This is a genomic window from Nocardia sp. Marseille-Q1738 (assembly GCF_965283145.1).
Window position 1 is genome coordinate 1,494,923 of sequence record NZ_CBDIMS010000001.1, and the last position, 21,689, is coordinate 1,516,611.

Below are 21,689 nucleotides of genomic sequence, written 5' to 3' on the forward strand. Positions count from 1 at the left end.
ACCGCCGCCGGGCTGGGCCGCACAGGTGGCTACTACTTGGCTACCGTCAGCAGGAACGCGACGTCGTCGACCGCCTTGACGCTGTGCCGCGCCTTGGGCACCACGATCAGGTCGCCGGCCGATCCCTTCCACTCGTTGGCGCCGCTGATCAGCGTCAGCGTGCCGCTCAGCACCAGCAGGGTGGCCTCGCCGTAGTTGTCGTGCTCGGCCAGGCTCTGCCCGGCCGTCAAGCCGACCACCGTTTGCCGCAGAGCATGCGTATGACCGCCGTAGATGGTTTGTGAACTGCGTCCGCTCGTGGCGGTGGCAGCCAACTTCAGTTGTTGGCGCGCGACCGCAGTCAGCGATTTCTTGTCCATGGACCGCCTTTCACAGATCACCACAGCCGATGCCGGGCTGGTGGCATCGGCTCGAGGCGCTCGGACGGACGAACGTCCGGCCGCCGCATATCGAGGAGTATGCCCGACACCGCCGCGGCGCGGGTCCGGTTTGACGGGCACCGTGGCCGTGCGGTGTGTTGGCCGGGCCGCCGTTGCGGTGCCGCTGGCCCATTTACGCCGAGCCCGCACGGGTGTAGTGCCGGATGCGGAAGCGCAGTCCCGTGGTCGACGTGCGCCACGGCTCCGGCTCGTCGGGCCGCCATTCCGGCCCGATCGGAGGTGCGTAGGCGTCGCCCTCGACCGCGGTGTCGACCTCCGTGACGCACAGTTCGGTCGCGAAATCCAGCGCGGCGCGGTAGATCTCGCCGCCTCCGGCGACCCACACGGTGTCGGGCGCGCACCGGGACAGCGCCTCGGGCACCGACGCGACGCGCTCGGCGCCTTCCGCCGACCAGTCGGGCTGCCTGGTCACCACGATGTTGCGGCGGCCGGCGAGCGGACGGAACCGCGGCGGCAGCGAATCCCAGGTCCGCCTGCCCATCACCACGGGATGGCCCCAGGTGACCTGCTTGAAGTGCGCCATGTCCTCGGGTACGCGCCAGGGGATGGTATTGCGGAAGCCGATCACTCCCTCCAGCGTCTGCGCCCAGATCAGCCCGATCGTGCGCTCGGCTCCGTCGTGCGCCGCCGCGCTCACACGGCCACCGGGGCCTTGATGGCCGGATGATGCTGGTAGCCGACCACTTCCACGTCCTCGTAGCGGTAGTCGAACAGCGTCGGCGCGGGACGCAGCCGCAGCGTGGGGAACGGGTAGGGCTCGCGGGTCAGCTGCTCGGTGACCTGGTCCAGATGGTTGTCGTAGATGTGACAGTCGCCGCCGGTCCAGATGAAATCACCGGGCGTGAGCTCGGTCTGCTGCGCGACCATGTGAGTGAGCAGCGCGTAGCTGGCGATATTGAACGGGACGCCGAGGAACAAGTCGGCGCTGCGCTGATACAGCTGGCAGGACAGCTTGCCGTCGGCCACGTGGAACTGGAAGAACGCGTGGCAGGGGGCCAGCGCCATCTTGTCCAGGTCGGCCACGTTCCACGCGGACACGATGATGCGCCGGGAATCCGGGTCGGTGCGCAGGGTCTGCAGCACCTGGGCGATCTGGTCGATGTGGGTACCGTCCGGCGTCGGCCAGGACCGCCATTGCACGCCGTAGACCGGGCCGAGTTCGCCGTGGGCGTCGGCCCATTCGTCCCAGATGGAGACGCCGTGCTCGCGCAGCCACCCGATGTTGGAGTCGCCGCGCAGAAACCACAGCAGCTCGTAGACGATCGACTTCAGATGCACCTTCTTGGTGGTGACCAGCGGGAACCCGGCTGAAAGGTCGTAGCGCAACTGATGGCCGAAGACGCTGCGGGTTCCGGTCCCCGTCCGGTCGGCCTTCCTCGTGCCGGACGTGAGCACCAGCCGCAGCAGATCCTCGTACTGGGTGTCGGGGGTGGAAGCCGGATCGAGCGCGTCAGGGGCCACGCCTGGCAACTCTAGTCGTCCTGGCAAGCTCGCCCGCATGCGCAAGCTCTACGTGATCGGCATCGGCGCCGGAGATCCCGACCAGGTCACCCTGCAGGCGGTCAAAGCGATGCGGCAGGTCGACGTGTTCTTCGTGATCGGCAAGGGCGAGGCCAAGCAGGAGCTGCTCGACGTGCGAACCGCGATCCTGGACGAGCACATGGACCGGCCGTACCGGATCGTGCCGATCGCCGACCCGCCGCGCGACCGCACGCCCGCCGACTACCTGGACGTCGTGGAGGACTGGCACGACCGCAGGTCGGCGCTGCTGGAATCGGCTTTCGCCGAGGTCGACGGGGTCGGCGGCATCCTGGTCTGGGGTGACCCCGCGTTGTATGACAGCACGCTGCGGATGATCGAGCGGGTGCTCGCCCGCGGCGTGGCGCGCTTCGACTACGCGGTGATTCCCGGCATCACCAGCGCGCAGGCGCTGGCCGCCCGCCATCGCATCGTGCTGCACGGAATCGGGGAACCCCTGCGCATCACCACCGGCCGCCGCCTGCGCGAGGAGGGACTCGGCGCCGAGAACGCGCTGGTCATGTTGGACGGCGACACCTCGTTCACCGCGATCCCGGACGAGGACGTGCACATCTGGTGGGGCGCCTATCTCGGCATGCCGGACGAGACGTTGATCGAGGGTCCGCTGCCCGCGGTGCGGGACGAGATCGTCCGCCGCCGGACCGAGCTGCGCGAGCGCAAAGGCTGGATCATGGACATCTATCTGCTGCGCCGCGGCCGGTGAGCGTCGTAAAGACACCTTTTGGTCGTGCTGCCCATGTCAGTCGACGCTCCGTGTATGTACCGGACAGTGCTGGGTGCGCTGGGTGCCGTACCCGGCTTACCTTCCGCAGTCCTGCGTGCACCTGCGGTCCCGGCGCAGCCGACCGGCTGTGGTTGCGTTGTCGATCAGAACATCGAGCGGAGTCGAAAGGCGGTTGCGGTAGTGATTGAAGCCGCCATTTGACTCCGCTCGATCAGCTGGCCGGATTTGTCGGTGGGGCTGGGTACGCTGGACCGCGTGCCTGAACTGCCCGAAGTGGAGGCGTTGGCGCAGTTCCTCCGAGAACATGCGGTCGGCGCGGTGGTCGGGCGTGTCGACGTGGCCGCGTTGAGTGCGGTCAAAACATTCGAGCCGCCGGTGACGGCACTGTCCGGGCGGGACGTGACCGGGGCGGGGCGCTGGGGCAAGTTCCTCGGCATGGCATGCGACGGGCTGTGGCTGATCACGCATCTGTCCCGGGGCGGGTGGTTGCGCTGGATCGACGAACCGAGCCCTACGCCGCCGAAGCCGGGCGGCAAGAGCCCGCTCGCGTTGCGGGTGCATTTCTTCACGCCGGAAGGCGCGACGCCCGCGTTCGACCTCACCGAGGCGGGCACGAAGAAGCGGCTCGCGGTGTACGTCGTGGAAGACCCCAAGGCGGTGCCCGGCATCGCGCGTCTCGGCCCCGACGCGCTGGAGCTGACCGAGGCACAGTTCGCCGAGATCCTGCACGGCACCTCCCAGCGGATCAAGACCGCGCTCGTCGACCAAGCGTTGCTGGCCGGCGTCGGCAACGCCTACTCCGACGAGATCCTGCACGTCGCGCGGATCTCACCGTTCGCGAACACGAAGACCCTGCCCGCCGACAAGCTGGCCGAGTTGTACGCCGCGATGCGCGAGGTGCTCACCGACGCGGTGCGGCGGTCGGTCGGCCAGGATGCCGCCCGCCTCAAGGGCGAGAAGCGTTCCGGCATGCGGGTGCACGCCCGCACCGGGCTGCCCTGCCCGGTCTGCGGCGACATCGTCCGCGAGGTCGCCTACGCCGAGCGGTCCTTCCAGTACTGCGCCACCTGTCAGACCGGCGGCAAGGTGCTCGCCGACCGGCGGATGTCCCGGCTACTGAAGTAGCGTCCCGGCGTCTCAGGTCAGCGTCGGCACCTGGACGCCTTGCCAGGCGAGCCTTTTCGCCCGGTCCGGATCGTGTTCCACGCGCGTCGGGTAATCGATGATCAGGGTCGACCTGCGCGCCTCGGTATAGGCGGGCCAGGACGGCAGCGGAGCGCCGGTGTCGGCGAAGGCGAGCCAGTTGTCCTGGAACTGCTCGGTGACCGCCCGCAGCCCGCGTCGACCGCCCGCGGCGGTCAGCGCTCGGCCGAAGGGGGAATCCGCGGCGCCGAAGACCGGGATGAGGTCGGTGGCGTGCGTGGCGCCGAGACCGGCCAGATGCAATGCGCGCGGGGCGAAGTCGTAGCGGTAGGCGTAGGTCGGCGCGTGTCTGCTGTGGCCTTCCATGACGGTCAGCGCAGGACGCCAGAAGGTGAAATCGCCACCCGCGCGTATCGCGGCCCTCGCCTGCGGGTAGCCGGGATATGCTGCGGCGATGCGGGATTCCGCGCCCTCGCCGGAGCGGGCGAGCGCGGCGCGCAGCCGCCCGGGTGTGGTGGGCAGCTCATCGGCGAACCTGGCGAACAGTGTTCCTTCGTCCCGGTTCGTGCCGATGATCAAGGGCACCCGCTGGGCGGAGCCTTCGACGATCGCGTCGATGGGGGCGTGCGGCAGGAATTCGCCGTCCACGACCGGACAGGCCGGGAAGACGCCCGGTTGCTCGCGCAGCACTTGGTTCAGGGTGCGGTCCACCGCGCGGCGGATATCGTTGGCGCCCGCGGTGCGCAACGCGGCGCCCGCGTTCTCGGGCGTCGCGCCCAGCGCCGCGACGCAGCGGCGGGCGAAGGCGCGAGCTTCCTCGGCGGTCACCGCCCAGTCGGCGGGCGGGCTCTGCGAGATGGCGCGGTGGAACAGGCCTTTCGCCGCCGGAGTGGCCATCAGGCCGAGCACGGCGTGCGCGCCCGCCGACTCGCCGAAAATCGTCACGTTGCCGGGGTCGCCGCCGAAGGCCGCGATATTGGTGCGCACCCACTCCAGTGCGGCGACCTGGTCGCGCAAGCCCAGGTTCGTGTCGAACGGCTGCGCCGGCGTGCCGAACTCGCTGAAGTCGACGTAGCCGAACGCGCCGAGCCGGTAGTTCATCGACACCACGACCGCGTCGCCGCGCACCGCGAGCCGCGCACCGGAATACAGCGTCAGCGCGGAGGTGCCGATCAGGTAGCCGCCGCCGTGGATGAAGAACAGCACCGGCCGTGGACGCGTGGCCTGCGTGGCGGGCGCGGTGACATTCAGTGTCAGCGCGTCCTCGCTGGTCGGCTGGTAGGCGCGCGGTCCGATCCGCGCCCCGGAGCGATGCTGCATCGCGGCGGAGGTGAACTCCGTGGCCGCCCGGACACCGGACCACGGCCGCACCGGCTGCGGGGCGCGAAATCGCAAGTCGCCCACGGGAGGAGCAGCGTAGGGAATGGACCGCCAGCGGAGTACGCGGCGGCCACGGTGACCGCGGACGACTCCATCGGCGGTCGCGATATCCGTTGTTGCCACCATCCACCGATGGTAGCTACGCGCGCCGCGTCTCCAACAGGCGCAGCCAGAACTCGCTGACCGCGGGGAAGGCCGGCACCGCGTGCCAGAGCCGGGACAGCGGCACGCCGCCGACCACCGCGATGGTGGCCGCGTGCAGTTGCTCGCCCACGTCGGGACCGACGAACGTGGCGCCGAGCAGGGTGTCGGTGGCGCTGTCGATCACCAGCTTCGCGTGCCCGGCGTAGTCGTCGCGGGAGAGCGCCGAACCGGCCACCGCGATGTCGAGTTCGACGGTCTCGACCGCGTGGCCCGCCTTCCGGGCCGCGGCTTCGGTCAGGCCGACGGAGGCGACCTCCGGCGCGGTGAACACCACCTGCGGCACCTTGCCGTGGTCGGAGCTCGCGACGAACCGCGCGTCGTCCAACGGCTTGCCCTCGGTACGCGCCGCGATCACGTCACCGCACACCCTGCCCTGGTACTTGCCCATATGCGTGAGCGCCGCGCGATGGTTCACGTCGCCGATCGCGTACAACCACCCGCCGTCGACGCCGCGGACGGTGAGATGGTCGTCGACCGCCACATAACCGTCGGGCAGTCCGACCGCGGCCAAGCCGAGCCGCTCGGTGGCGGGCGCGCGTCCGGCTGCCACCACGAGTTCGTCCACCTCGAGAGTCGACTCGCCCTCCGGGCCGCGCAACCGCACCGTGACCGGATCGCCGTGTATCCACCCCTCGCCGGTGTCCTTCGCCACCGGACGCTCGACGGCGGTCGGCTCGGTGCCGAACCGCACCCGCGCGCCCGCCGCGGTCAGTGCCGCGGCCACCCGCTCGCCCGCGAACGGTTCCGCCGCGGCCAGCAACGCCGAGCCGCGCACCAGCACGGTGACTTCGGCGCCGAGCGCGGCCAGCCAGGTCGCCGCCTCGCAGGCCACCACGCCACCACCGACGACGGCGACCCGGCGCGGGACCTCGTGCAGATTGGTGACGTCGCGGGACGTCCAGGGCAGCGCGGCGCGCAAGCCGGGCACGTCGGGGATATTGGCGGTGGTGCCGGTGGCCAGTACCACGGCGTGCCTGGCGCGTAGCTGCCGACCGTCGACGTCGACCAGGCGCTCTCCGGCCAGGCTCCCGGTGCCGCGCACGACGTCGACGCGGTTGTCCTTCGCCCAGTCGACCTGCGAGGAGTCGTCGTGGTCGTGCACGAACGCGTCGCGTCGCCGCAGAACAGCCTCGACGTCGAGGCTGTTCACCGCGACACCTGGCATCGCCCGCGCGGCCGCCAGCACATGGCCCGGCCGCAGCAGGGCCTTGCTCGGGATACAGGCCCAATAGGAGCATTCGCCGCCGACGAGTTCGCGTTCCACGATGGCGGCCGTGCGGTCACTGCCCGCGATGGCGTAGGCGGCGGCGTTCTCGCCCGCCGGTCCGCCACCGATCACGATGACGTCGTATTCGGTCGGTGTGTTCGACATGGCGGCGCTACTGAAGGTAGCCCTCGACCTGGGAAACGGAATTGGGCTGGACCGCGTCCGCGGACTCACCGAGGCCGAGCCGCGCCCTGCGGTGGCGGAGCAGGTCCCACGCCTGATCCAGCATCACTTCCAGTTCGGCCAAACGCTGGCGTTCGGTCTTCGGGTCCAACTCGCCCCGGGTGGCCTGCGAGCGCAGCTCATGCTCCTGGTCGACCAGCTTCTTGATACGCGCCAAGACGTCCTGTTCGCTCATGCGGACAATGCTACGGGCCGGGCCAGGCACTCGGCGGCGATCGGGACGGCGGTGACCAGATCCGGCCAGGACAGCGCGGTGTAGCCGAGGGCGACGCCGAAGTGATCACGCCGAGGTCCCAGATGATGCCTGGCCAACCCGTCGAGCGCGACGCCACGACGCCGTCCGGTCGCGATAACGCGCTGCTCGGCGTCGGCCGAGTGCACCGGAACGACGACATGCGAACCGGCGTCGTCGCCGACCACGTCGAGCCCGCGCTTGCGCAGCTCGGTCACCACCAGCGCGCGCCGCGGCGGCACTGCGCGGCGCAGCCTGCGCAGGTGCCTGGCCAGATCGCCGTGCGCGGCCAAGGCCACCAGCACCTGCTGGCCTGCCGGGCTCGGGCCGGTGCCGGTGCGCTCCCGGTGGGCGAGCACGGCTTCGGCGATTTCCGGTGCGGCCAGCAGCCAGCCGACGCCGAGGCCAGGGGACAGGATCTTGCTCGTGGTGCCCAAGTGGACCACGACATCGGGAGCCATGGTGGCGAGCAATGGCAGCGGCGCGGTGTCGTAGCGCAGTTCACCGTCGTAGTCGTCCTCGATGACGACGATCCCGCACCGTCGCGCGTGCTCGATCAGCTCGACCCTGCGGGCCGCGGGCATCCGTGCGCCGAGCGGAAACTGGTGTGCCGGAGTGCAATACACCGCCTTGATACCTGGCGGCAGTAGATCGACGCGCAGGCCGTGCGCGTCCACCGGAACCGGAAGCAGATCGACCCCCGCCGCCGCGAACGCGCCCGCGGCCCGCTGATAACCCGGGTCTTCCATGGCTACGGCATCGCCGGGCCGCAGCAGGGCGGCCGCCAATTCCCCCACGGCTGAACTTGTTCCAGCGGTGGCCAGCAATGTGGTGGCGCTGCCCGCGCCGAGCCCGCGGTGACGCAGCAGGTGCTCGGTGACCGCCGTGCGGAATTCCGGTTCACCCGCGCGGTCTTTGCGTACCAGCGGCGTGTGGTCGGCGGCGGCCCGCCAGGCGCGGCGCCACGCGGCCGGATCGATGGCCTCTATACACGGAGCGCCGGGGGCGAGGTCGAACAGGTGTGATGCGACGTCCGTGTGGTGGGACGCGGCAGCGGGCGCGGGCGCCACGGCGGGAGCGGTGGTCAGATAGGTGCCGGAACCACGCTTGCCGCTGATCCAGCCTTCCGCGTGCAGCTGGTCGTAGGCGGCGGCCACCACCGTGCGGCTGACGCGGAGCCGATCGGCCAGCGCGCGGGTGGACGGCAGCCGGTCGCCCCCGCGCAGCGGTCCGTTGGTCGCGGCATGGCGTAGCTGGTCGGCGATCTGCACCGACAGTGGTTCCGGCAGGTCGCGATCCAGCTCGAGAGGAAGGTCGTCCAGCATGGTTCCTCCTCGAAATGGACTGCTGGAATTCGGCTGAATTGGCACTTTGATAATGCCATTTGTGGTCCGATCCTGGGTTTCATGACCGAATCAGCACGGACTCCGCTCTCGCCTACGCCCCGTAGCACACCGAACCGGCACAAGGACCGGGCGCGCACCGATCGCGCCGACCTGGATACGGTGCTCGACGCCGGGCTGGTCTGCCACCTGGGGGTTCTGCTCGGCGGCACGCCGGTCGTGCTGCCGACCATCTACGGCCGCGACGGCGACACCCTCTACGTGCACGGCTCGACCGGCGCCGGGAGCCTGCGCGCGGCGATCGCCCACGACATCTCGGTGGCGGTGACCCTGGTGGATGGCGTGGTCTATGCGCGTTCGGCCATGCACTTCTCGATGAACTACCGCTCGGCCGTCGTGCTCGGCCGCGCCGTCGAGGTGACCGGCCACGACGAATGCCTGCACGGACTGCGCGTTATCGTCGAACATGCCGCGCCGGGCGCTTGGTCGCGCGTGCGCCCACCGAGTAAGAAGGAACTCGCCGCGACGAAAGTGCTCGCCCTCGATCTCACCGAGGCCTCGGTGAAGGTCCGCACCGGCGGCCCCGTCGACGACGCGGCGGATATCGAGGCGGGCGGTGTGTGGGCCGGTGTGCTTCCGCTACGCCAGGTGTGGGGAGCGCCGATCAGCTCGGACGATCTGCCGCCGGGAATTGCCGTCCCGGACGATGTCCTCCGGCGGCGCGAATCGAGCCTGGTCCCGATCCACTGACCGGCAGACCGCCTCGGACCCGCGAAATGTCCGCCGTGCTCGCGTATTTCGCGACGCCGGTCGGTTCTTCGCATTCGCTCGTGGCCATGGGACGGTTGTGTGCGGACGCCGAACCCACGCCACGAGCGCTTACCGAGTCAGGGTCGGTTCAGAACACGAAATGAGGGCCGTATCCCGTCGTTTGCGCGATGCCGTTGGTGGCCTCGACGCGGGCGGTGATGAATGGCATGGCCGAGGCCGGGGAGAGGCATCCGTTGACATTCAGCGGGGTATTGCTGTGCGCGAAGGTGAAGGGGAACGTCGAGTCCTCGTCCAGGTCCGCCTCGGCGATCACCGCGGCGGTCACGCTACCCGGGGCCAGACTCACCGTGATCTCACCGCCGAGTTCCCCGTTGACACCGAAGCTGGTATCCGCGCCGAGTGCAATGGTGGGAGCGACGATGACGGGAAAATCCTCGATCATCCCGAACTCGTTGAGCCCGCCGAAGTCGATCCCACCGAACTCGATTGCGATTCCGGGGGTGAAGTCGACACCGGCACCGGCGGCCGCGGCGATGGATACCTGGATGCCGTCGGAAATGTCCACCGCGCAGCCGATCAGATATCCGGCGACGATCTGCCCGCCGCGCAGCGACGAGGGTCCGTCGGAGACGACCGAGAAATCTCCGGACACCTTGGCCGCGTGCGCGAACGGTACGCCCAATGTGAGAGCACCGCCAGTGGGCAGGACATGGTTGGCATCCACCGACGCGATCAGGTGCAACCCGCCGGTGCCTACCTCCCCCGGCTCCGCGTCCGCCGCGGTATCGGCGCCGGTAACAGCACCGATGGTGGTCAGCATCACCGCGGTGATCGCGGCCAGAGTACGCGAATGCTTGCGGTTCATCATGCTCCAGTCGAGTAGCTGTCGGAATGGAACTTCGGACGCAAACGGCAGTCGCACACCAAGATCGCCCCAGATTCTGCTCGGCGTGTGCGGCCGAAACTTTACGGTAGGTGCAGCTCAGGGGCCGGTAATTGGGCCCGGCGCGGCGAGTCGACCGACGCGACCGGCTTTCGGTCCACGTCGGCATCGCGGGCAGGATTCTGCACCATAGCAAGTCGCGTGCTAACCCGGCGAGTGTCTGGCACGGGTGTCGGCTGGATTTCGCCCCATTGTCGGCATCGTCGGCATTCCCGCAGGGGTTGAGGACCATTACCCCGACGCGGTCGAGGTGGATGGGGCAGAGGGTCTGCCCCGGCTCAGTCGTGAACGGCTGTATCGGGATCGCTGGGCGACGAATTCACCACGAGCGCGTGCGCAGCCCGGCCGAGGCAGCGGTGCGCACCGCCAGTTCGCGTAGCGCCGCGGCGGACTCGATGCGATCCGGATCCAGGCTCACCAGACTCAGCACGTAGTCGTCACCGATCCGGCACAGATAGCCAGAGAGTCTGGTGCGCGGCAGTCGCGCGGTGGTCAGGCCAGGGTGGATGGCGCGGGCGGCGACGCCGGTGCAGCGATGGGGGCCGAGCGTGCGCAGGGACGCGGGCAGCGCCCCGATGTTGGAGCACAGGATGTCTCGCTCGCCCGCGCCCTTGGACAGGGCGTAGGCCCAGCGGTCCGGGATCACCTGGAGCAGTTCTTCGGGCATGCCGCCCGGCGCGGACATGCGGTGTTCATAGGCCGAACGGGCCAGTGCGCGGATGGTCGCGGGGGTGTCGGCTCGGCCGATCGCGATCTGGGTCATGGCGAGGTCGTTGTCCACGCGTGGTTCGGCGCGGGTGTCGACGGGCAGACTGGCCTCGATCGTCTCGGCGGGAAACCCGCTGTTCCACAGCATGGTCGCGACGAGGTGGATGAACAGGCTGTTGGCCGTGCCGCCCTGTCGTGCGGCAGCGCGATCCCATTCCGCGACGGGACATTGCAGGATCGCACTGTGGGTCATGGTTCCGTACGCGGTGTGTGTCCTGTCGTCCCGGAGCGCGGCGGATGGCTGGTGCGGTATCCCGTGCCGCAACGCCGAAGCGGTGCCGCGCAGCACGATCGCCCATTGCTGCCAGGCATCGCGCCAATCCGATTCCCGCGCAGCGAAATTCGGCCTCGGTGCGCGCTCGCCGCCCAACGCGTCGTCCACGGCCAGCGCCAGCGCCCGCCCGTCGGCCAGTGCGTGGGAACACGTGAGGGAGACGAGGGAACCACCGTCGTCCAGCGCCGCGGTCGCGAGTCGCCATCCGGGGCCGTATTCCGGATCGAGCCCGTCGCCTTGCGCGTCGGCCCAGTCGAGCAGTTGCGCGACGGGGAGGATGCGCTCGGCCTGAATGCCGGAGCCGAGCGCCGGCGAGGCGCTGGCATGCGCGATCGGATACGCGCGGACGTTCGGTTGCCAGGATCGGCGAGCGCCCGGCACACGTGGTCGAGCCACCCTGCGTCCTAAAGGCCCCGAGCACAGTGCGTCGTGCACTCGCGCCAGCAGGGCTGGGTCCACGCGGTCGGCCGTCCGCCAGAGGCCTTGCAGCGCGATCGGGGTGCCCAGCCCGCGGTGGGTGCGGAGGAAGATCTCATCGACGACGCTCAGCCGGGTCATCGGAGTCAGGCGCGACCGCCGTGCCTGCCCGCGCCCGCCGCGAAGCGCTGCGCGCCCTCCAGCGCACCACCCGCCAACGCCGTCAGGCCGTGCCGGAACTCGTTGCGCAGCGCGGACTCCTCGCTCATCCCATCCTGCTCCAGCAGCGACATCCGGTCCGAGCGCAGACACGCCTGGGGCAGCGCGGCCAGGTCCGCGGCGAGTTCCTCCGCTGCCCGGCGCGCTTCCCCGGTGGGCACCACGCGGTTCACCAGACCGATCTGCAGGGCCTCCACGGCGCCGACCGGCCGTCCGGTGAGCACGAGGTCCATCGCGCGGCCGGTGCCGACGATGCGCGGCAGACGGATGGTGCCGCCGTCGATGAGCGGGACGCCCCAGCGGCGGCAGAACACACCGAACGTGCTGTCCTGCTCGGCGACCCGCAGGTCGCACCACAGTGCGAGTTCGAGCCCGCCCGCCACCGCGTAGCCGGAGACGGCGGCGATCACCGGCTTGGACAGCCGCATGCGCGTCGGCCCCATCGGGCCGTCGCCGTCCTCGGTGGCCTGGTTGGAGCGCTCGGTGCCGAGTGCCTTCAAGTCGGCGCCCGCGCAGAACGTGCCGCCATCGCCCCACAGCACGGCGACCGACGCATCGGGGTCGGCGTCGAACTCGCGGAATGCGTCGGCCAGCGCGGCGGCGGTCGGTCCGTCGACCGCGTTGCGTGCCTCGGGGCGATGCAGGATCACGGTTGTCACAGGGCCGTTGCGTTCGATCAGAACCGTCACGAGGTCGACCATACGCCGTAAAAGCACCCTTGTGTGAAGAAATGAATCTGTGCTTCACTTCTTGTGTGGCCTACCGCAGGACCCCCGCAGTACAGGCCCGCCTGGACGCTCAGGCGGGGCTGATCGTGCAGGCCGCGACCAAGGTGCTGTCCCACGGCGGATATGCCGCGCTGTCCATGGCCGCGGTCGCGGCCGAGGCCGGAGTTGCCACCGGCACCGTCTACAAGAACTTCGACGGCAAGGCCGATCTGGTACGCGCGGTCTTCCGCAAGGTGGTCGCCCGCGAGGTCGCGGCGGTGGCCGCGGCCGGTGCGCACGGAACGGCGCTGGAACGGGTGACCGCGGCGGTGGAGACCTTCGCCGGTCGCGCGCTGAAGAACCCGAACCTGGCCTACGTATTGCTCGCCGAGCCGGTCGACACCATCGTCGACAGCGAACGCCTGCACTTCCGGCGCTCCTTCGCGGAAACATTCGAATCGGCGGTGGCCGAGGGCGTTTCGCGGGGCGAGCTTCCGCCGCAGGACCCGAGGATCAGCGCCGCGGCCTTGGTCGGCGCGATCGGCGAGGTGCTGGTCGGCCCGCTCGCCGACGCACCGCACGGGGAATTCGTCGTCCCCGAACTCATCGCTTTCGCGATACGCGCGCTCGGCGTGCGCGACAACCCGGGCACCGATGGCGCTCGGCTGGAATCAGGAGTGTCAGATGCAGACGCATGAAGTCTTCAATCAGGTGCCCGACATCGTGCCGTTCGACGCCGCGCGCAACCCCGCGCTGATCGAGGGCTTGCACCGGGAAGGCGCGGGCTGGGCCGAAGCCGAGGTGCGCGAACTCGGCGCGCTCGCCGGCGGCGCCGAGGCGCAGGAGTGGGGCAGGCTGGCGAACGAGTACCCGCCGGTGCTGCGCACCCACGACCGGTACGGCCACCGCATCGACGAGGTCGAGTTCCACCCGCACTGGCACGACCTGATGCGCGTCGCCGTCGAGCACGGCCTGCACGGCGCGCCGTGGCTGGACGAGCGGCCGGGCGCGCACGTGGCCCGCGCGGCGAAGTTCTACACCTGGGGCATCGCCGACGCGGGCCATATGTGCCCGATCTCGATGACCTACGCAGTGGTGCCCGCGCTGCGGCACAACCGGGAGCTGTCGGCGAAGTACGAGCCGCTGCTCGGCTCCCGCGTCTACGACTTCGGCCTGCGTGAGCCGTCCACCAAGGCCGGACTGATCGCGGGCATGTCGATGACCGAAAAGCAGGGCGGCTCCGATGTCCGCGCCAACACCACCACCGCGACACCGCAGCCGGACGGCTCGTACCGGATCGTCGGGCACAAGTGGTTCACCTCCGCGCCCATGTCGGACATGTTCCTCACACTGGCGCAGGCGCCCGGTGGGCTGTCCTGTTTCCTGCTGCCCCGGGTGTTGCCGGACGGCACCCGCAACCCCATCCGCATCCAGCGGCTCAAGGACAAACTGGGCAACAAGTCCAACGCCTCCTCCGAGATCGAGTACGAAAACGCCGGCGGCTGGCTGGTCGGCCAGGAAGGCGCTGGCGTCAAGACCATCATCGAGATGGTGAACATGACCAGGCTGGACTGCGTCATCGGCTCGGCCACCGGGATGCGCGCGGGCACGGTCTACGCGGTGCACCATGCCCGGCACCGAGAAGCCTTCGGCGCCAAGCTGATCGACCAGCCCGCCATGCGCAACGTGCTCGCCGACCTGGTGATCGAGTCCGACGCCGCGACCACGGTGATGATGCGGTTGGCCGGGGCCACCGACCGGGCCACGCAGGACCCGGCCGAGGCGGCGCTTCGCCGCATCGCGTTGGCGGTCACCAAATACTGGGTCTGCAAGCGGGCGCCGTCACACGCGGCCGAGGCGCTGGAATGCCTGGGCGGCAACGGGTATGCCGAGGAATCCGGTATGCCGCGGCTGTATCGCGAGGCGCCGCTGATGTCCATCTGGGAAGGCTCGGGCAACGTCGCGGCGCTGGACGCGCTGCGGGCCATGGGCCGTCAGCCGGAGACCGTCGAGGCGTACTTCAACGAAGTGTCGCTGGCGAAGGGCGAGAACCCCCGGCTGGACGACGCGATCGCCCGCCTGGGCAAGGAGCTGTCGGATTTCAACGACATCGAATACCGTGCGCGCCGGGTGGTGGAGCTGATGGCGCTGGTGCTGCAAGGGGCGCAACTGGTCCGGCACGGCCACCCCGCCGTCGCGGACGCTTTCTGCGCCACCCGGCTGGGCGACGACTGGGGCATCGCGTTCGGCACGCTGCCTACCGGGGTGGACACGGGCGCGATTGTCGAGCGCGCATTCGTCTGAGGCGCCGTTCTCCCGACTGTCGACCTGTCCTGAGGTGGACGCTGCCTAGTCCCGAGAGCAGGGCTTCGCACCGGAAAGCCTCAGGCGGGCCGAGTCAGCACGCGTTCGACCAGCGCCGTGTCGCAGTGCTCGACCACTTCGCGCAGCTTCCCTTCGGCGACGCGGAAGAGGAAGCAATAGGTCTGGTCGTAGGTTTCGCCGCGGGTGGTCACGGCGTGGGCGCGGGCCTGCACCACGACGCGATCACCCTCGGCGACGATCACGTCGGCGGCACTGCGGTATTCGGTGAACTGGGCCATGAGTGGCCGCAGAAGTTGGTGTAACACCGTACTTTTCGGTTCCCACGTGCCGCTCCAGGACCAGTCGCCGGGGAAAACCCACCGGAAGTCGTCGGCCATGGCGTCGCTCAGCGCGCGGGTATTGCCGAGCGCCATCTGCTCGAAGATGTCCTCGAGCAGCTTCTTGTTCTCGATCGCGGACGTGTCCAGTGTTCGCTCAGTCATGCCGTCGACGCTATGGGCGGGAAATTCATGCGACAAGCGAAACTCTGACATGCTTGGTATGAGTAGTGCGCATGAGTGAGTTCACTGTCCTCGGCCTGCGCGTTGTGCGGGAAGCGGCCACCTGCGGGTCCTTCTCGACCGCCGCGGAGAATCTCGGCTACACGCAGTCCGCGGTGTCGAGGCAGATCGCCTTGATGGAGCGGGCGGCCGGGCGTGCGCTGTTCGAGCGGCACGCCCGCGGCGTCCACCCCACCGAGGCGGGGCGCATCGTCGTGCGGCACGCCGAAATAGTGCTCGGCGAGCTGGAGAACGCCCGGCACAGTATCCGCCACTTGGAGGCCCGCCCACCGGGCCGGCTACGGATCGGCGCGTTCTCGACCGCGATGGCCGCCCTCGTGCCGCAGGCGATCGCCGCTGTGGTCGGCGACCAGCGTGCGCGGATATCGCTGCGGGAGGGGCTGAGTCCCAGATTGCTCACCGCGGTCGCCCGGGAAAGACTCGATGTTGCGGTGGTGACCGCGCCCGACGCCGCTCCTCCTGGAGTCGAGATCCAACCTTTGCTCAACGATCCGTTGCTCGTCGCGCTCGCGCCCACACACCCTCTCGCGGGCGTCACCAGCGCCACCCCTGAGATGCTGCGCGGCGAACGATGGATCGCCGGAAGCCAGGAGCCCGGCTCCACCCTGCTCGGCGCCTGGCGCGATCTCGGATGGGAACCGGATATCGCGTTCGTCGCCCGCGACTGGTTCGCCAAACTGGGCCTCGTCGCGGCGGGGCTCGGCGTCACCGTGGTCCCCGGCATCGCCGTCCCCGTGTTGCCCCCGACCATCGCTCTTCTCCGCATCGATCACCCCTCCGCCGTCCGCCGGACCGTTATCGCCCACCGCCGTGACCGCGACAACCCCGAATTCCGGCAGGCGTTCGCCGAAGCGCTGCGCGACCACGCGGCCGTGTTATCCGCTCAGGTACGTCAACGTCTTCGGTAGCCGTGCGCGAGATGCGGTCGAGGGGCCATTTCTGGCGGGTATGAGGTCATGCGGGGACACAAGGCCCCTGGGCTCGGTCGCGGGGCGGACTCGGTATCGGATCGGCTCTGCGGGAGTTTTCCGAACGCACTCAACGTGGTGATGGGCCGTGGTACGCGAGGGCCCAAGCGGCAGGCGGGCGGGCATCCGGAGCGGCGGTAGTGTGGCGGTGGTGGCAGGGGAGTTCGTTGAGAGGCCGTTGAGCTGGCTGGCGCGGCGGGTGCGGGACCGGGCAGGTGGTGAACGGTATCTGCTCGGCATCGCGGGGCCGCCGGGCGCGGGCAAGTCCACGTTGTCGGTTGCGTTGCGGGACCTGATCAATGCCGAGGCGGGCAGCGCGGTCGCCGAGATCGCGCCCATGGACGGGTACCACCTGATCAACGATGTCCTGCGGGCGAGGGGAAGTCTTGCGCGCAAAGGGGAACCGGACACTTTCGACGTCGACGGGTACGTCGCGGGACTGCGACGATTGCGGAGCACACCGCTCGGACAGCCCGTTGCCTGGCCCACCTTCGATCGGACGATCGATGCGCCGGTACCCGGTGGGGTGGTGTTCGACCGGCAGTCCATCGTGCTCACCGAGGGCAACTACCTGCTGCTGGACGACTTCGACACTCGGCAATGGTCGGCGGTCCGCGCACTGCTCGACGAGTGCTGGTACCTGGACGCGGCGCGGAACGTAATCGAGAATCGCTTGCTGCGCAGGCATGTTCGCGGCGGCCGCACACCCGAGGCGGCCGCGACGAAAGTGCGCGACAGCGACCTACGGAACGCGGACCTGGTCGCCCCCACGAGCGCATACGCCGACTTGGTGCTGTGTGAGCGTGCCCGGGGCTACGCGGTCCGCGAGCGCTGAAACGCTCCGACACGCCGCAGTGCCTGACATGCGGTGACGCTCGGCCGCATTGTGCAGCGGAGTACGCACGGCGGACCGAGCACCGACCGGCGCGTGCCGCTATCCCTGCGGACGCTGCGGCCAGCGTCATCGGCTGCGGGGTTCAGCGGTGCACGCGATACCGGCGGACGCGCAAAGCGGTCTGCCCCTGCTCGGTGACGTGATCGGCGCGAGTCCTTCCGGGCGTGCGGTCGACCAGCCGCGGCCGGGGTCAGCGGTTCGCGCGGTACCAGCGGATGAGCGCGTCGGTGGACGAATCATCCTGTGGCTCAGGGTCTTCGGCTGCGGTGAGCAGCGGGGCCAGGGCGAGCGCCTGCTGCTTGCCGAGTTCGACGCCCCACTGGTCGAAGCTGTCGATGCCCCAGATGGCGCCTTCGACGAACACCTGGTGCTCGTAGAGGGCGATGAGCTGGCCGACGACCGATGGAGTGAGCTGCGGCGCGAGGATGGTGGTGGACGGACGATTGCCGGGCATCACCTTGTGCGGCACCAGCTTCGGGTCGGCCCCCTCGGCGGCGATCTCCTCGGCGGTCTTGCCGAAAGCGAGCACCTTGGTCTGCGCGAACAGATTGCTCATCAGCACGTCGTGCATGCTGCCGGTGCCGTCGCTGGTCGGCAGATCGGCGGTGGGCCGCGCGAAACCGATGAAGTCGGCCGGGATGAGCCGAGTGCCCTGGTGCAGCAATTGGTAGAAGGCGTGCTGGCCGTTGGTGCCCGGTTCACCCCAGAAGATCTCGCCCGTGGAGGTGGTGACCGGGGTGCCGTCGGCGTGCACCGACTTGCCGTTGGACTCCATGGTCAGCTGTTGCAGGTAGGCGGGGAAGCGCGCCAGATCATTCGCATACGGCAGCACCGCATGCGACTGCGCGCCGAAGAAATTCGAGTACCAGACCCCGAGCAGGCCGAGCAGCACGGGCGCGTTCGCCTCCAGCGGCGCGGTGGCGAAATGCCGGTCCACGGCGTGCATACCGGCGAGGAACTCCGTGAAGCGCTCCTTGCCGACGGTCGCCATCACCGAGAGCCCGATCGCCGAGGCCACCGAGTAGCGGCCGCCCACCCAGTCCCAGAAGCCGAACATGTTCTCGGTGTCGATGCCGAAACGCGCCACCCGCTCGGCGTTGGTCGAGACCGCGACGAAATGCTTGACGACGGCGTCCTCGCCGAGCGCGGCCACCAGCCAGCGCCGGGCCGCGGTCGCGTTGGTCAGCGTCTCCAGGGTGGAGAACGTCTTGGACGCGACGACGAACAGCGTGGTGGCCGGATCCAGCCCGTCGAGCTTCGCGACGAGATCCGTGGGGTCGACGTTCGAAACGAACCGAGCGCCGATGCCTGCGTCGGCGTAGTGGCGCAGCGCCTGATGCACCATCACCGGACCCAGATCCGACCCGCCGATGCCGATGTTGACCACGGTCTTGATGCGCTCGCCGGTCGCGCCGCGCCACTCACCGGAGCGCAGCGAATCGGTGAACTCACCCATCCGGCGCAGCACCTCGTGCACCTCGGCGCCCGCGTCGACGCCGTCGATGGTCAGGCTTTCGCCCTTCGGCAGCCGCAGCGCGATGTGGCCGACCGCGCGGTCCTCGGAGGTGTTGATGTGCTCGCCGCTATACATCGCGTCCCGGCGCTCCGGCACGCCCGCTTCCCGCGCCAATTCCACCAGCAGGTGCAGGGTTTCCCTGGTCACGCGGTGCTTGCTGTAGTCGATGTGCAGGTCCCCCACCTGAACCGTCAGCTCCCTGCCCCGGGCCGGGTCCTCGGCGAAGAACTCCCTGAGGTGTCGTCCGGCGATGGCGCCATGGTGATCGTGCAGTTTCCGCCATGCCGCCGTCGCGGTGATGTCGCTGCTCACGTCCGCCGAGACTACAAGCAGGCACGGCGGTGCGCACGGGACCTCGCGCTATTTATCGCGGCTGGTTCACTTCGGCCGGACCCGGCGCGGGCTTACGCTGGCTGCATGGTGTCCGAACGTGAACTCCTCGAGTCCGTACCCAAGCGACTGTGGATCGGCGGGCCCGTCGACGCCACCGGCGCAGGCACCTTTCCGGTGCACAATCCGGCCACGGGGGAGGTGCTGACGCAGGTCGCGGACGCGACACCGGAGGACGCGCCGCGCGCCCTCGACGCCGCCGTCGCGGTGCAGGAGGAATGGGCGGCCACCTCGGCGCGCGAGCGGGGCGAGATCCTGCGGAAGGTGTTCGAGCGGATCACCGCCCGTGCGGAGGAATTCGCGCTGCTGATGACCCTGGAGATGGGCAAGGCGCTGCCGGAGAGCCGCAACGAGGTGCGCTACGGCGCCGAATTCTTCCGCTGGTTCAGCGAGGAGGCCGTCCGGGTGCACGGGCGCTATCTGCATGCGCCGTCCGGCACCGGGCGGATCATGGTGCACAAGCAACCGGTCGGCCCCTGCCTGGCCATTACGCCGTGGAACTTTCCGCTGGCCATGGGCACGCGCAAGATCGGCCCGGCGCTGGCCGCGGGCTGCACGATGATCGTCAAGCCCGCCTCCGCGACGCCGCTGACCATGCTGTTGCTGGCCCAGTTGTGCAGCGAGGCCGGTCTGCCCGACGGCGTGCTGTCGGTGCTCACCACCAGCCGCTCCAGCGCGGTGACCCAGCCACTGCTGGACGATCCCCGGCTGCGCAAGCTGACCTTCACCGGTTCCACCGAGGTCGGCAAGAAGTTGGTGGAGAAGTCCGCGAACCGGCTCCTGCGCACCTCCATGGAACTCGGCGGGAACGCGCCGTTCGTGGTGTTCGACGACGCCGACGTCGACGCGGCCGTGCAGGGCGCGATGCTGGCCAAGTTGCGCAACGGCGGCGAGGCGTGCACCGCCGCCAACCGCTTCCACGTGCAGAACGGCGTCCGAGCGGAGTTCACCGCGAAGCTGGTCGAGGCGATGTCGAACAACGTGCGGCTCGGGCCGGGCACCGATCCCGACACGACACTCGGTCCGCTGATCAACGAGGAACAACTCCAGACGGTCGGCGAATTGGTGGACGATGCCGTCGCGGCAGGCGCACAGGTCCTGATCGGCGGCAAGGCGCCCGGCGGCCCCGGCTGGTTCTACCCGGCCACGATCCTCGCCGACGTCCCGCCGCAAGCCAGGATTCGGCGCGAGGAAGTGTTCGGCCCGGTGGCCCCGATCATCGGCTTCGAGACCGAGGAAGAGGGACTCGCCGCCGCCAACGACACCGAATTCGGTTTGGTCAGCTACGTCTACACCCGCGACCTCGACCGAGCACTCCGGATCGCCGAAGGCCTGGAATCCGGCATGGTTGGCGTCAATCGCGGCGTCATCTCCGACCCCGCCGCCCCCTTCGGCGGCGTCAAGGCGTCCGGCTTCGGCAGGGAGGGCGGCACCGAGGGCATCGAGGAGTATCTGTCCACCAAGTACATCGCCCTCACCTGAGGCGTGTGATGGGGGTGTTCAGCCGAGTCGGCTGACCACCCCGCGGTTACGACCGACTTTCGAGTTCGGCGTCGACCTCGGCATCCGACGCGATTGTGACACCGGATTTCGTGGCCAGCCTGCTCAGCGTGATCTGACTTCGGATGACCTCACGATGTGTCTGGTACATGATCTCGCCGTAGCTGATCTCGATATCGGTGACGCGACCTTCCAGCGCCGTCACGCGTCGTTCGAGATTCATCGTTATTCCCCCTTCGTCCGGCCCCCGCGGGCTCGTCGATGCGGGCGGAGCCTATCCCAGACCACCGACAGACACACCGGATCCGGACATGAAACGACCGCCCCGGGGTGTGCCCACCCGGGGCGGCCTTATGGGATGCGACGGTCTTGCGAGCGCGCCGCGTAGTTCTCAGTGGCCGAGGCGACCGCGACCCAGACGAAGCAGCAGCATGGCGAGGGTGTGGCCTTCCTGGCCGAGTTCGCTGAAGCGCTCCAGCACCTTCATTTCCCGACTGTGCACGAGGCGCGGCCCGCCCGACGCCATCCGGGTCCGGCCGATGATCCGGGAGATCTCCGTCCGGCGCTTGATCGCGGCGAGGATCTCGGCGTCGAGACGATCGATCTCCTTGCGGAGCTTGTCGATCTCGGCCTCGGTCTGCGGCAGCGCCGAATCGGACCCGGTCGTCGTGGCAGGGGTGCTCATCATTCATCTCCTCGTGTCAGAACTTGGATCGGAGCGTGCGCTCGGCTCGTTACCGATCGGTTCTTTCACCGTGAAACAGACCTGGTGGGGCCTTGCATTGTCCCCCCAGACGGTGCGCTCAGGCATAGGCTCCGCGATTCCGACATCCGGCGGGTAACCGAAGCGGAGGTATCGGGAGGGCGCTGAGCATTCCGCCAGTCTGCCACGGGCTGGAAGGTATGCAAAACAACTACATTTGTGAATCGCCCGAGAAGCCCAGGTCGTTTCGCCGCGGCTTCCCAGCAGTGGGGGTCCTC

At 69.3% G+C, this 21,689-nt stretch carries 22 protein-coding genes; 8 read left to right on the forward strand and 14 right to left on the reverse strand.

Annotation, left to right across the window (positions count from 1 at the left end; genetic code table 11):
* Window positions 1-32: 32 nt before the first annotated feature.
* The 3 genes from ACWPXK_RS06630 to ACWPXK_RS06640 all read right to left on the reverse strand — a co-directional run bounded on the left by ACWPXK_RS06630 (window position 33) and on the right by ACWPXK_RS06640 (window position 1,901).
* Window positions 33-359, reverse strand: coding sequence for a cupin domain-containing protein (locus ACWPXK_RS06630; RefSeq protein WP_040782960.1), 327 nt, complete (start codon window positions 357-359; stop codon window positions 33-35).
* A gap of 193 nt (window positions 360-552) precedes the next feature.
* Window positions 553-1,077, reverse strand: coding sequence for a dihydrofolate reductase (locus ACWPXK_RS06635; protein ID WP_454195087.1), 525 nt, complete (start codon window positions 1,075-1,077; stop codon window positions 553-555).
* Window positions 1,074-1,901, reverse strand: coding sequence for a thymidylate synthase (locus tag ACWPXK_RS06640; protein WP_454195088.1), 828 nt, complete (start codon window positions 1,899-1,901; stop codon window positions 1,074-1,076). Before ACWPXK_RS06640 ends, ACWPXK_RS06635 begins: the two co-directional genes overlap by 4 nt.
* A 37-nt stretch (window positions 1,902-1,938) precedes the next feature.
* On the opposite strand from ACWPXK_RS06640, the gene cobF reads away from it, so the two are divergent.
* Complete coding sequence (gene cobF / locus ACWPXK_RS06645; RefSeq protein ID WP_454195089.1) at window positions 1,939-2,682, forward strand: precorrin-6A synthase (deacetylating); 744 nt, start codon at window positions 1,939-1,941, stop codon at window positions 2,680-2,682.
* Window positions 2,683-2,958: 276 nt separating this feature from the next.
* Window positions 2,959-3,828, forward strand: coding sequence for an Fpg/Nei family DNA glycosylase (locus ACWPXK_RS06650; protein WP_454195090.1), 870 nt, complete (start codon window positions 2,959-2,961; stop codon window positions 3,826-3,828).
* A gap of 12 nt (window positions 3,829-3,840) precedes the next feature.
* On the opposite strand, the gene ACWPXK_RS06655 is transcribed toward ACWPXK_RS06650, so the two are convergent.
* Genes ACWPXK_RS06655 through pdxR form a run of 4 tightly spaced genes read right to left on the reverse strand, consistent with a single transcriptional unit; the run spans window position 3,841 to window position 8,437 of the window.
* A complete protein-coding gene (locus ACWPXK_RS06655) occupies window positions 3,841-5,352 on the reverse strand; it encodes a carboxylesterase/lipase family protein (protein WP_454195091.1) in 1,512 nt (503 codons plus the stop codon).
* Window positions 5,353-5,365: 13 nt separating this feature from the next.
* Entirely contained in the window at window positions 5,366-6,802 is a 1,437-nt protein-coding gene (locus ACWPXK_RS06660; RefSeq protein ID WP_454195092.1) for a dihydrolipoyl dehydrogenase family protein, read from the reverse strand.
* A gap of 7 nt (window positions 6,803-6,809) precedes the next feature.
* A complete protein-coding gene (locus ACWPXK_RS06665) occupies window positions 6,810-7,055 on the reverse strand; it encodes a DUF2630 family protein (RefSeq protein WP_454195093.1) in 246 nt (81 codons plus the stop codon).
* On the reverse strand, window positions 7,052-8,437 hold the full coding sequence (gene pdxR / locus ACWPXK_RS06670; protein ID WP_454195094.1) for a MocR-like pyridoxine biosynthesis transcription factor PdxR: 1,386 nt from the start codon (window positions 8,435-8,437) through the stop codon (window positions 7,052-7,054). The genes ACWPXK_RS06665 and pdxR overlap by 4 nt, the downstream gene beginning before the upstream one ends.
* An 81-nt stretch (window positions 8,438-8,518) precedes the next feature.
* Here pdxR and ACWPXK_RS06675 point away from each other — a divergent pair, with 81 nt between their 5' ends.
* A complete protein-coding gene (locus ACWPXK_RS06675; RefSeq protein WP_454195095.1) occupies window positions 8,519-9,205 on the forward strand; it encodes a pyridoxamine 5'-phosphate oxidase family protein in 687 nt (228 codons plus the stop codon).
* A gap of 148 nt (window positions 9,206-9,353) precedes the next feature.
* Here ACWPXK_RS06675 and ACWPXK_RS06680 read toward each other — a convergent pair whose 3' ends face one another.
* From ACWPXK_RS06680 to ACWPXK_RS06690, 3 genes are all read right to left on the reverse strand, one after another.
* Window positions 9,354-10,091, reverse strand: coding sequence for an MspA family porin (locus ACWPXK_RS06680; protein ID WP_454195096.1), 738 nt, complete (start codon window positions 10,089-10,091; stop codon window positions 9,354-9,356).
* 397 nt (window positions 10,092-10,488) lie between these two features.
* Window positions 10,489-11,769, reverse strand: a complete 1,281-nt coding sequence (locus tag ACWPXK_RS06685) for a hypothetical protein (RefSeq protein WP_454195097.1) — start codon at window positions 11,767-11,769, stop codon at window positions 10,489-10,491.
* 5 nt (window positions 11,770-11,774) lie between these two features.
* Complete coding sequence (locus ACWPXK_RS06690; protein ID WP_454195098.1) at window positions 11,775-12,548, reverse strand: crotonase/enoyl-CoA hydratase family protein; 774 nt, start codon at window positions 12,546-12,548, stop codon at window positions 11,775-11,777.
* Window positions 12,549-12,601: 53 nt separating this feature from the next.
* Between ACWPXK_RS06690 and ACWPXK_RS06695 the strand changes: the two genes are divergently transcribed.
* Window positions 12,602-13,252, forward strand: a complete 651-nt coding sequence (locus ACWPXK_RS06695; RefSeq protein ID WP_454195099.1) for a TetR/AcrR family transcriptional regulator — start codon at window positions 12,602-12,604, stop codon at window positions 13,250-13,252.
* Complete coding sequence (locus ACWPXK_RS06700) at window positions 13,239-14,858, forward strand: acyl-CoA dehydrogenase family protein (protein ID WP_454195100.1); 1,620 nt, start codon at window positions 13,239-13,241, stop codon at window positions 14,856-14,858. Before ACWPXK_RS06695 ends, ACWPXK_RS06700 begins: the two co-directional genes overlap by 14 nt.
* An 80-nt stretch (window positions 14,859-14,938) precedes the next feature.
* Here the strand turns inward: ACWPXK_RS06700 and ACWPXK_RS06705 are convergent, their stop codons facing one another.
* Complete coding sequence (locus ACWPXK_RS06705; protein WP_454195101.1) at window positions 14,939-15,361, reverse strand: nuclear transport factor 2 family protein; 423 nt, start codon at window positions 15,359-15,361, stop codon at window positions 14,939-14,941.
* A 71-nt stretch (window positions 15,362-15,432) separates the two neighbouring features.
* Here ACWPXK_RS06705 and ACWPXK_RS06710 point away from each other — a divergent pair, with 71 nt between their 5' ends.
* Both ACWPXK_RS06710 and ACWPXK_RS06715 read left to right on the forward strand, forming a co-directional pair.
* Window positions 15,433-16,347: a LysR family transcriptional regulator gene (locus tag ACWPXK_RS06710; protein WP_454195102.1), complete on the forward strand. Its 915-nt coding sequence runs from the start codon at window positions 15,433-15,435 to the stop codon at window positions 16,345-16,347.
* Window positions 16,348-16,558: 211 nt separating this feature from the next.
* Window positions 16,559-17,242 carry a nucleoside/nucleotide kinase family protein gene (locus ACWPXK_RS06715; protein ID WP_454195103.1) on the forward strand — a complete coding sequence of 228 codons (684 nt, stop codon included), beginning with the start codon at window positions 16,559-16,561 and terminating at the stop codon, window positions 17,240-17,242.
* A gap of 250 nt (window positions 17,243-17,492) precedes the next feature.
* On the opposite strand, the gene pgi is transcribed toward ACWPXK_RS06715, so the two are convergent.
* The gene (gene pgi, locus ACWPXK_RS06720) at window positions 17,493-19,130 is read right to left on the reverse strand and encodes a glucose-6-phosphate isomerase (RefSeq protein WP_454195104.1); all 1,638 of its coding nucleotides are present in this window, start codon (window positions 19,128-19,130) and stop codon (window positions 17,493-17,495) included.
* Between the two features lie 105 nt (window positions 19,131-19,235).
* Between pgi and ACWPXK_RS06725 the strand changes: the two genes are divergently transcribed.
* Window positions 19,236-20,690, forward strand: coding sequence for an NAD-dependent succinate-semialdehyde dehydrogenase (locus tag ACWPXK_RS06725; RefSeq protein ID WP_454195105.1), 1,455 nt, complete (start codon window positions 19,236-19,238; stop codon window positions 20,688-20,690).
* A gap of 46 nt (window positions 20,691-20,736) precedes the next feature.
* Here ACWPXK_RS06725 and ACWPXK_RS06730 read toward each other — a convergent pair whose 3' ends face one another.
* Together ACWPXK_RS06730 and ACWPXK_RS06735 are read right to left on the reverse strand one after the other, a co-directional pair.
* Complete coding sequence (locus ACWPXK_RS06730; RefSeq protein ID WP_454195106.1) at window positions 20,737-20,931, reverse strand: hypothetical protein; 195 nt, start codon at window positions 20,929-20,931, stop codon at window positions 20,737-20,739.
* Window positions 20,932-21,099: 168 nt separating this feature from the next.
* Window positions 21,100-21,393, reverse strand: coding sequence for a chorismate mutase (locus ACWPXK_RS06735; protein ID WP_067478964.1), 294 nt, complete (start codon window positions 21,391-21,393; stop codon window positions 21,100-21,102).
* Between the last annotated feature and the right edge of the window lie 296 nt (window positions 21,394-21,689).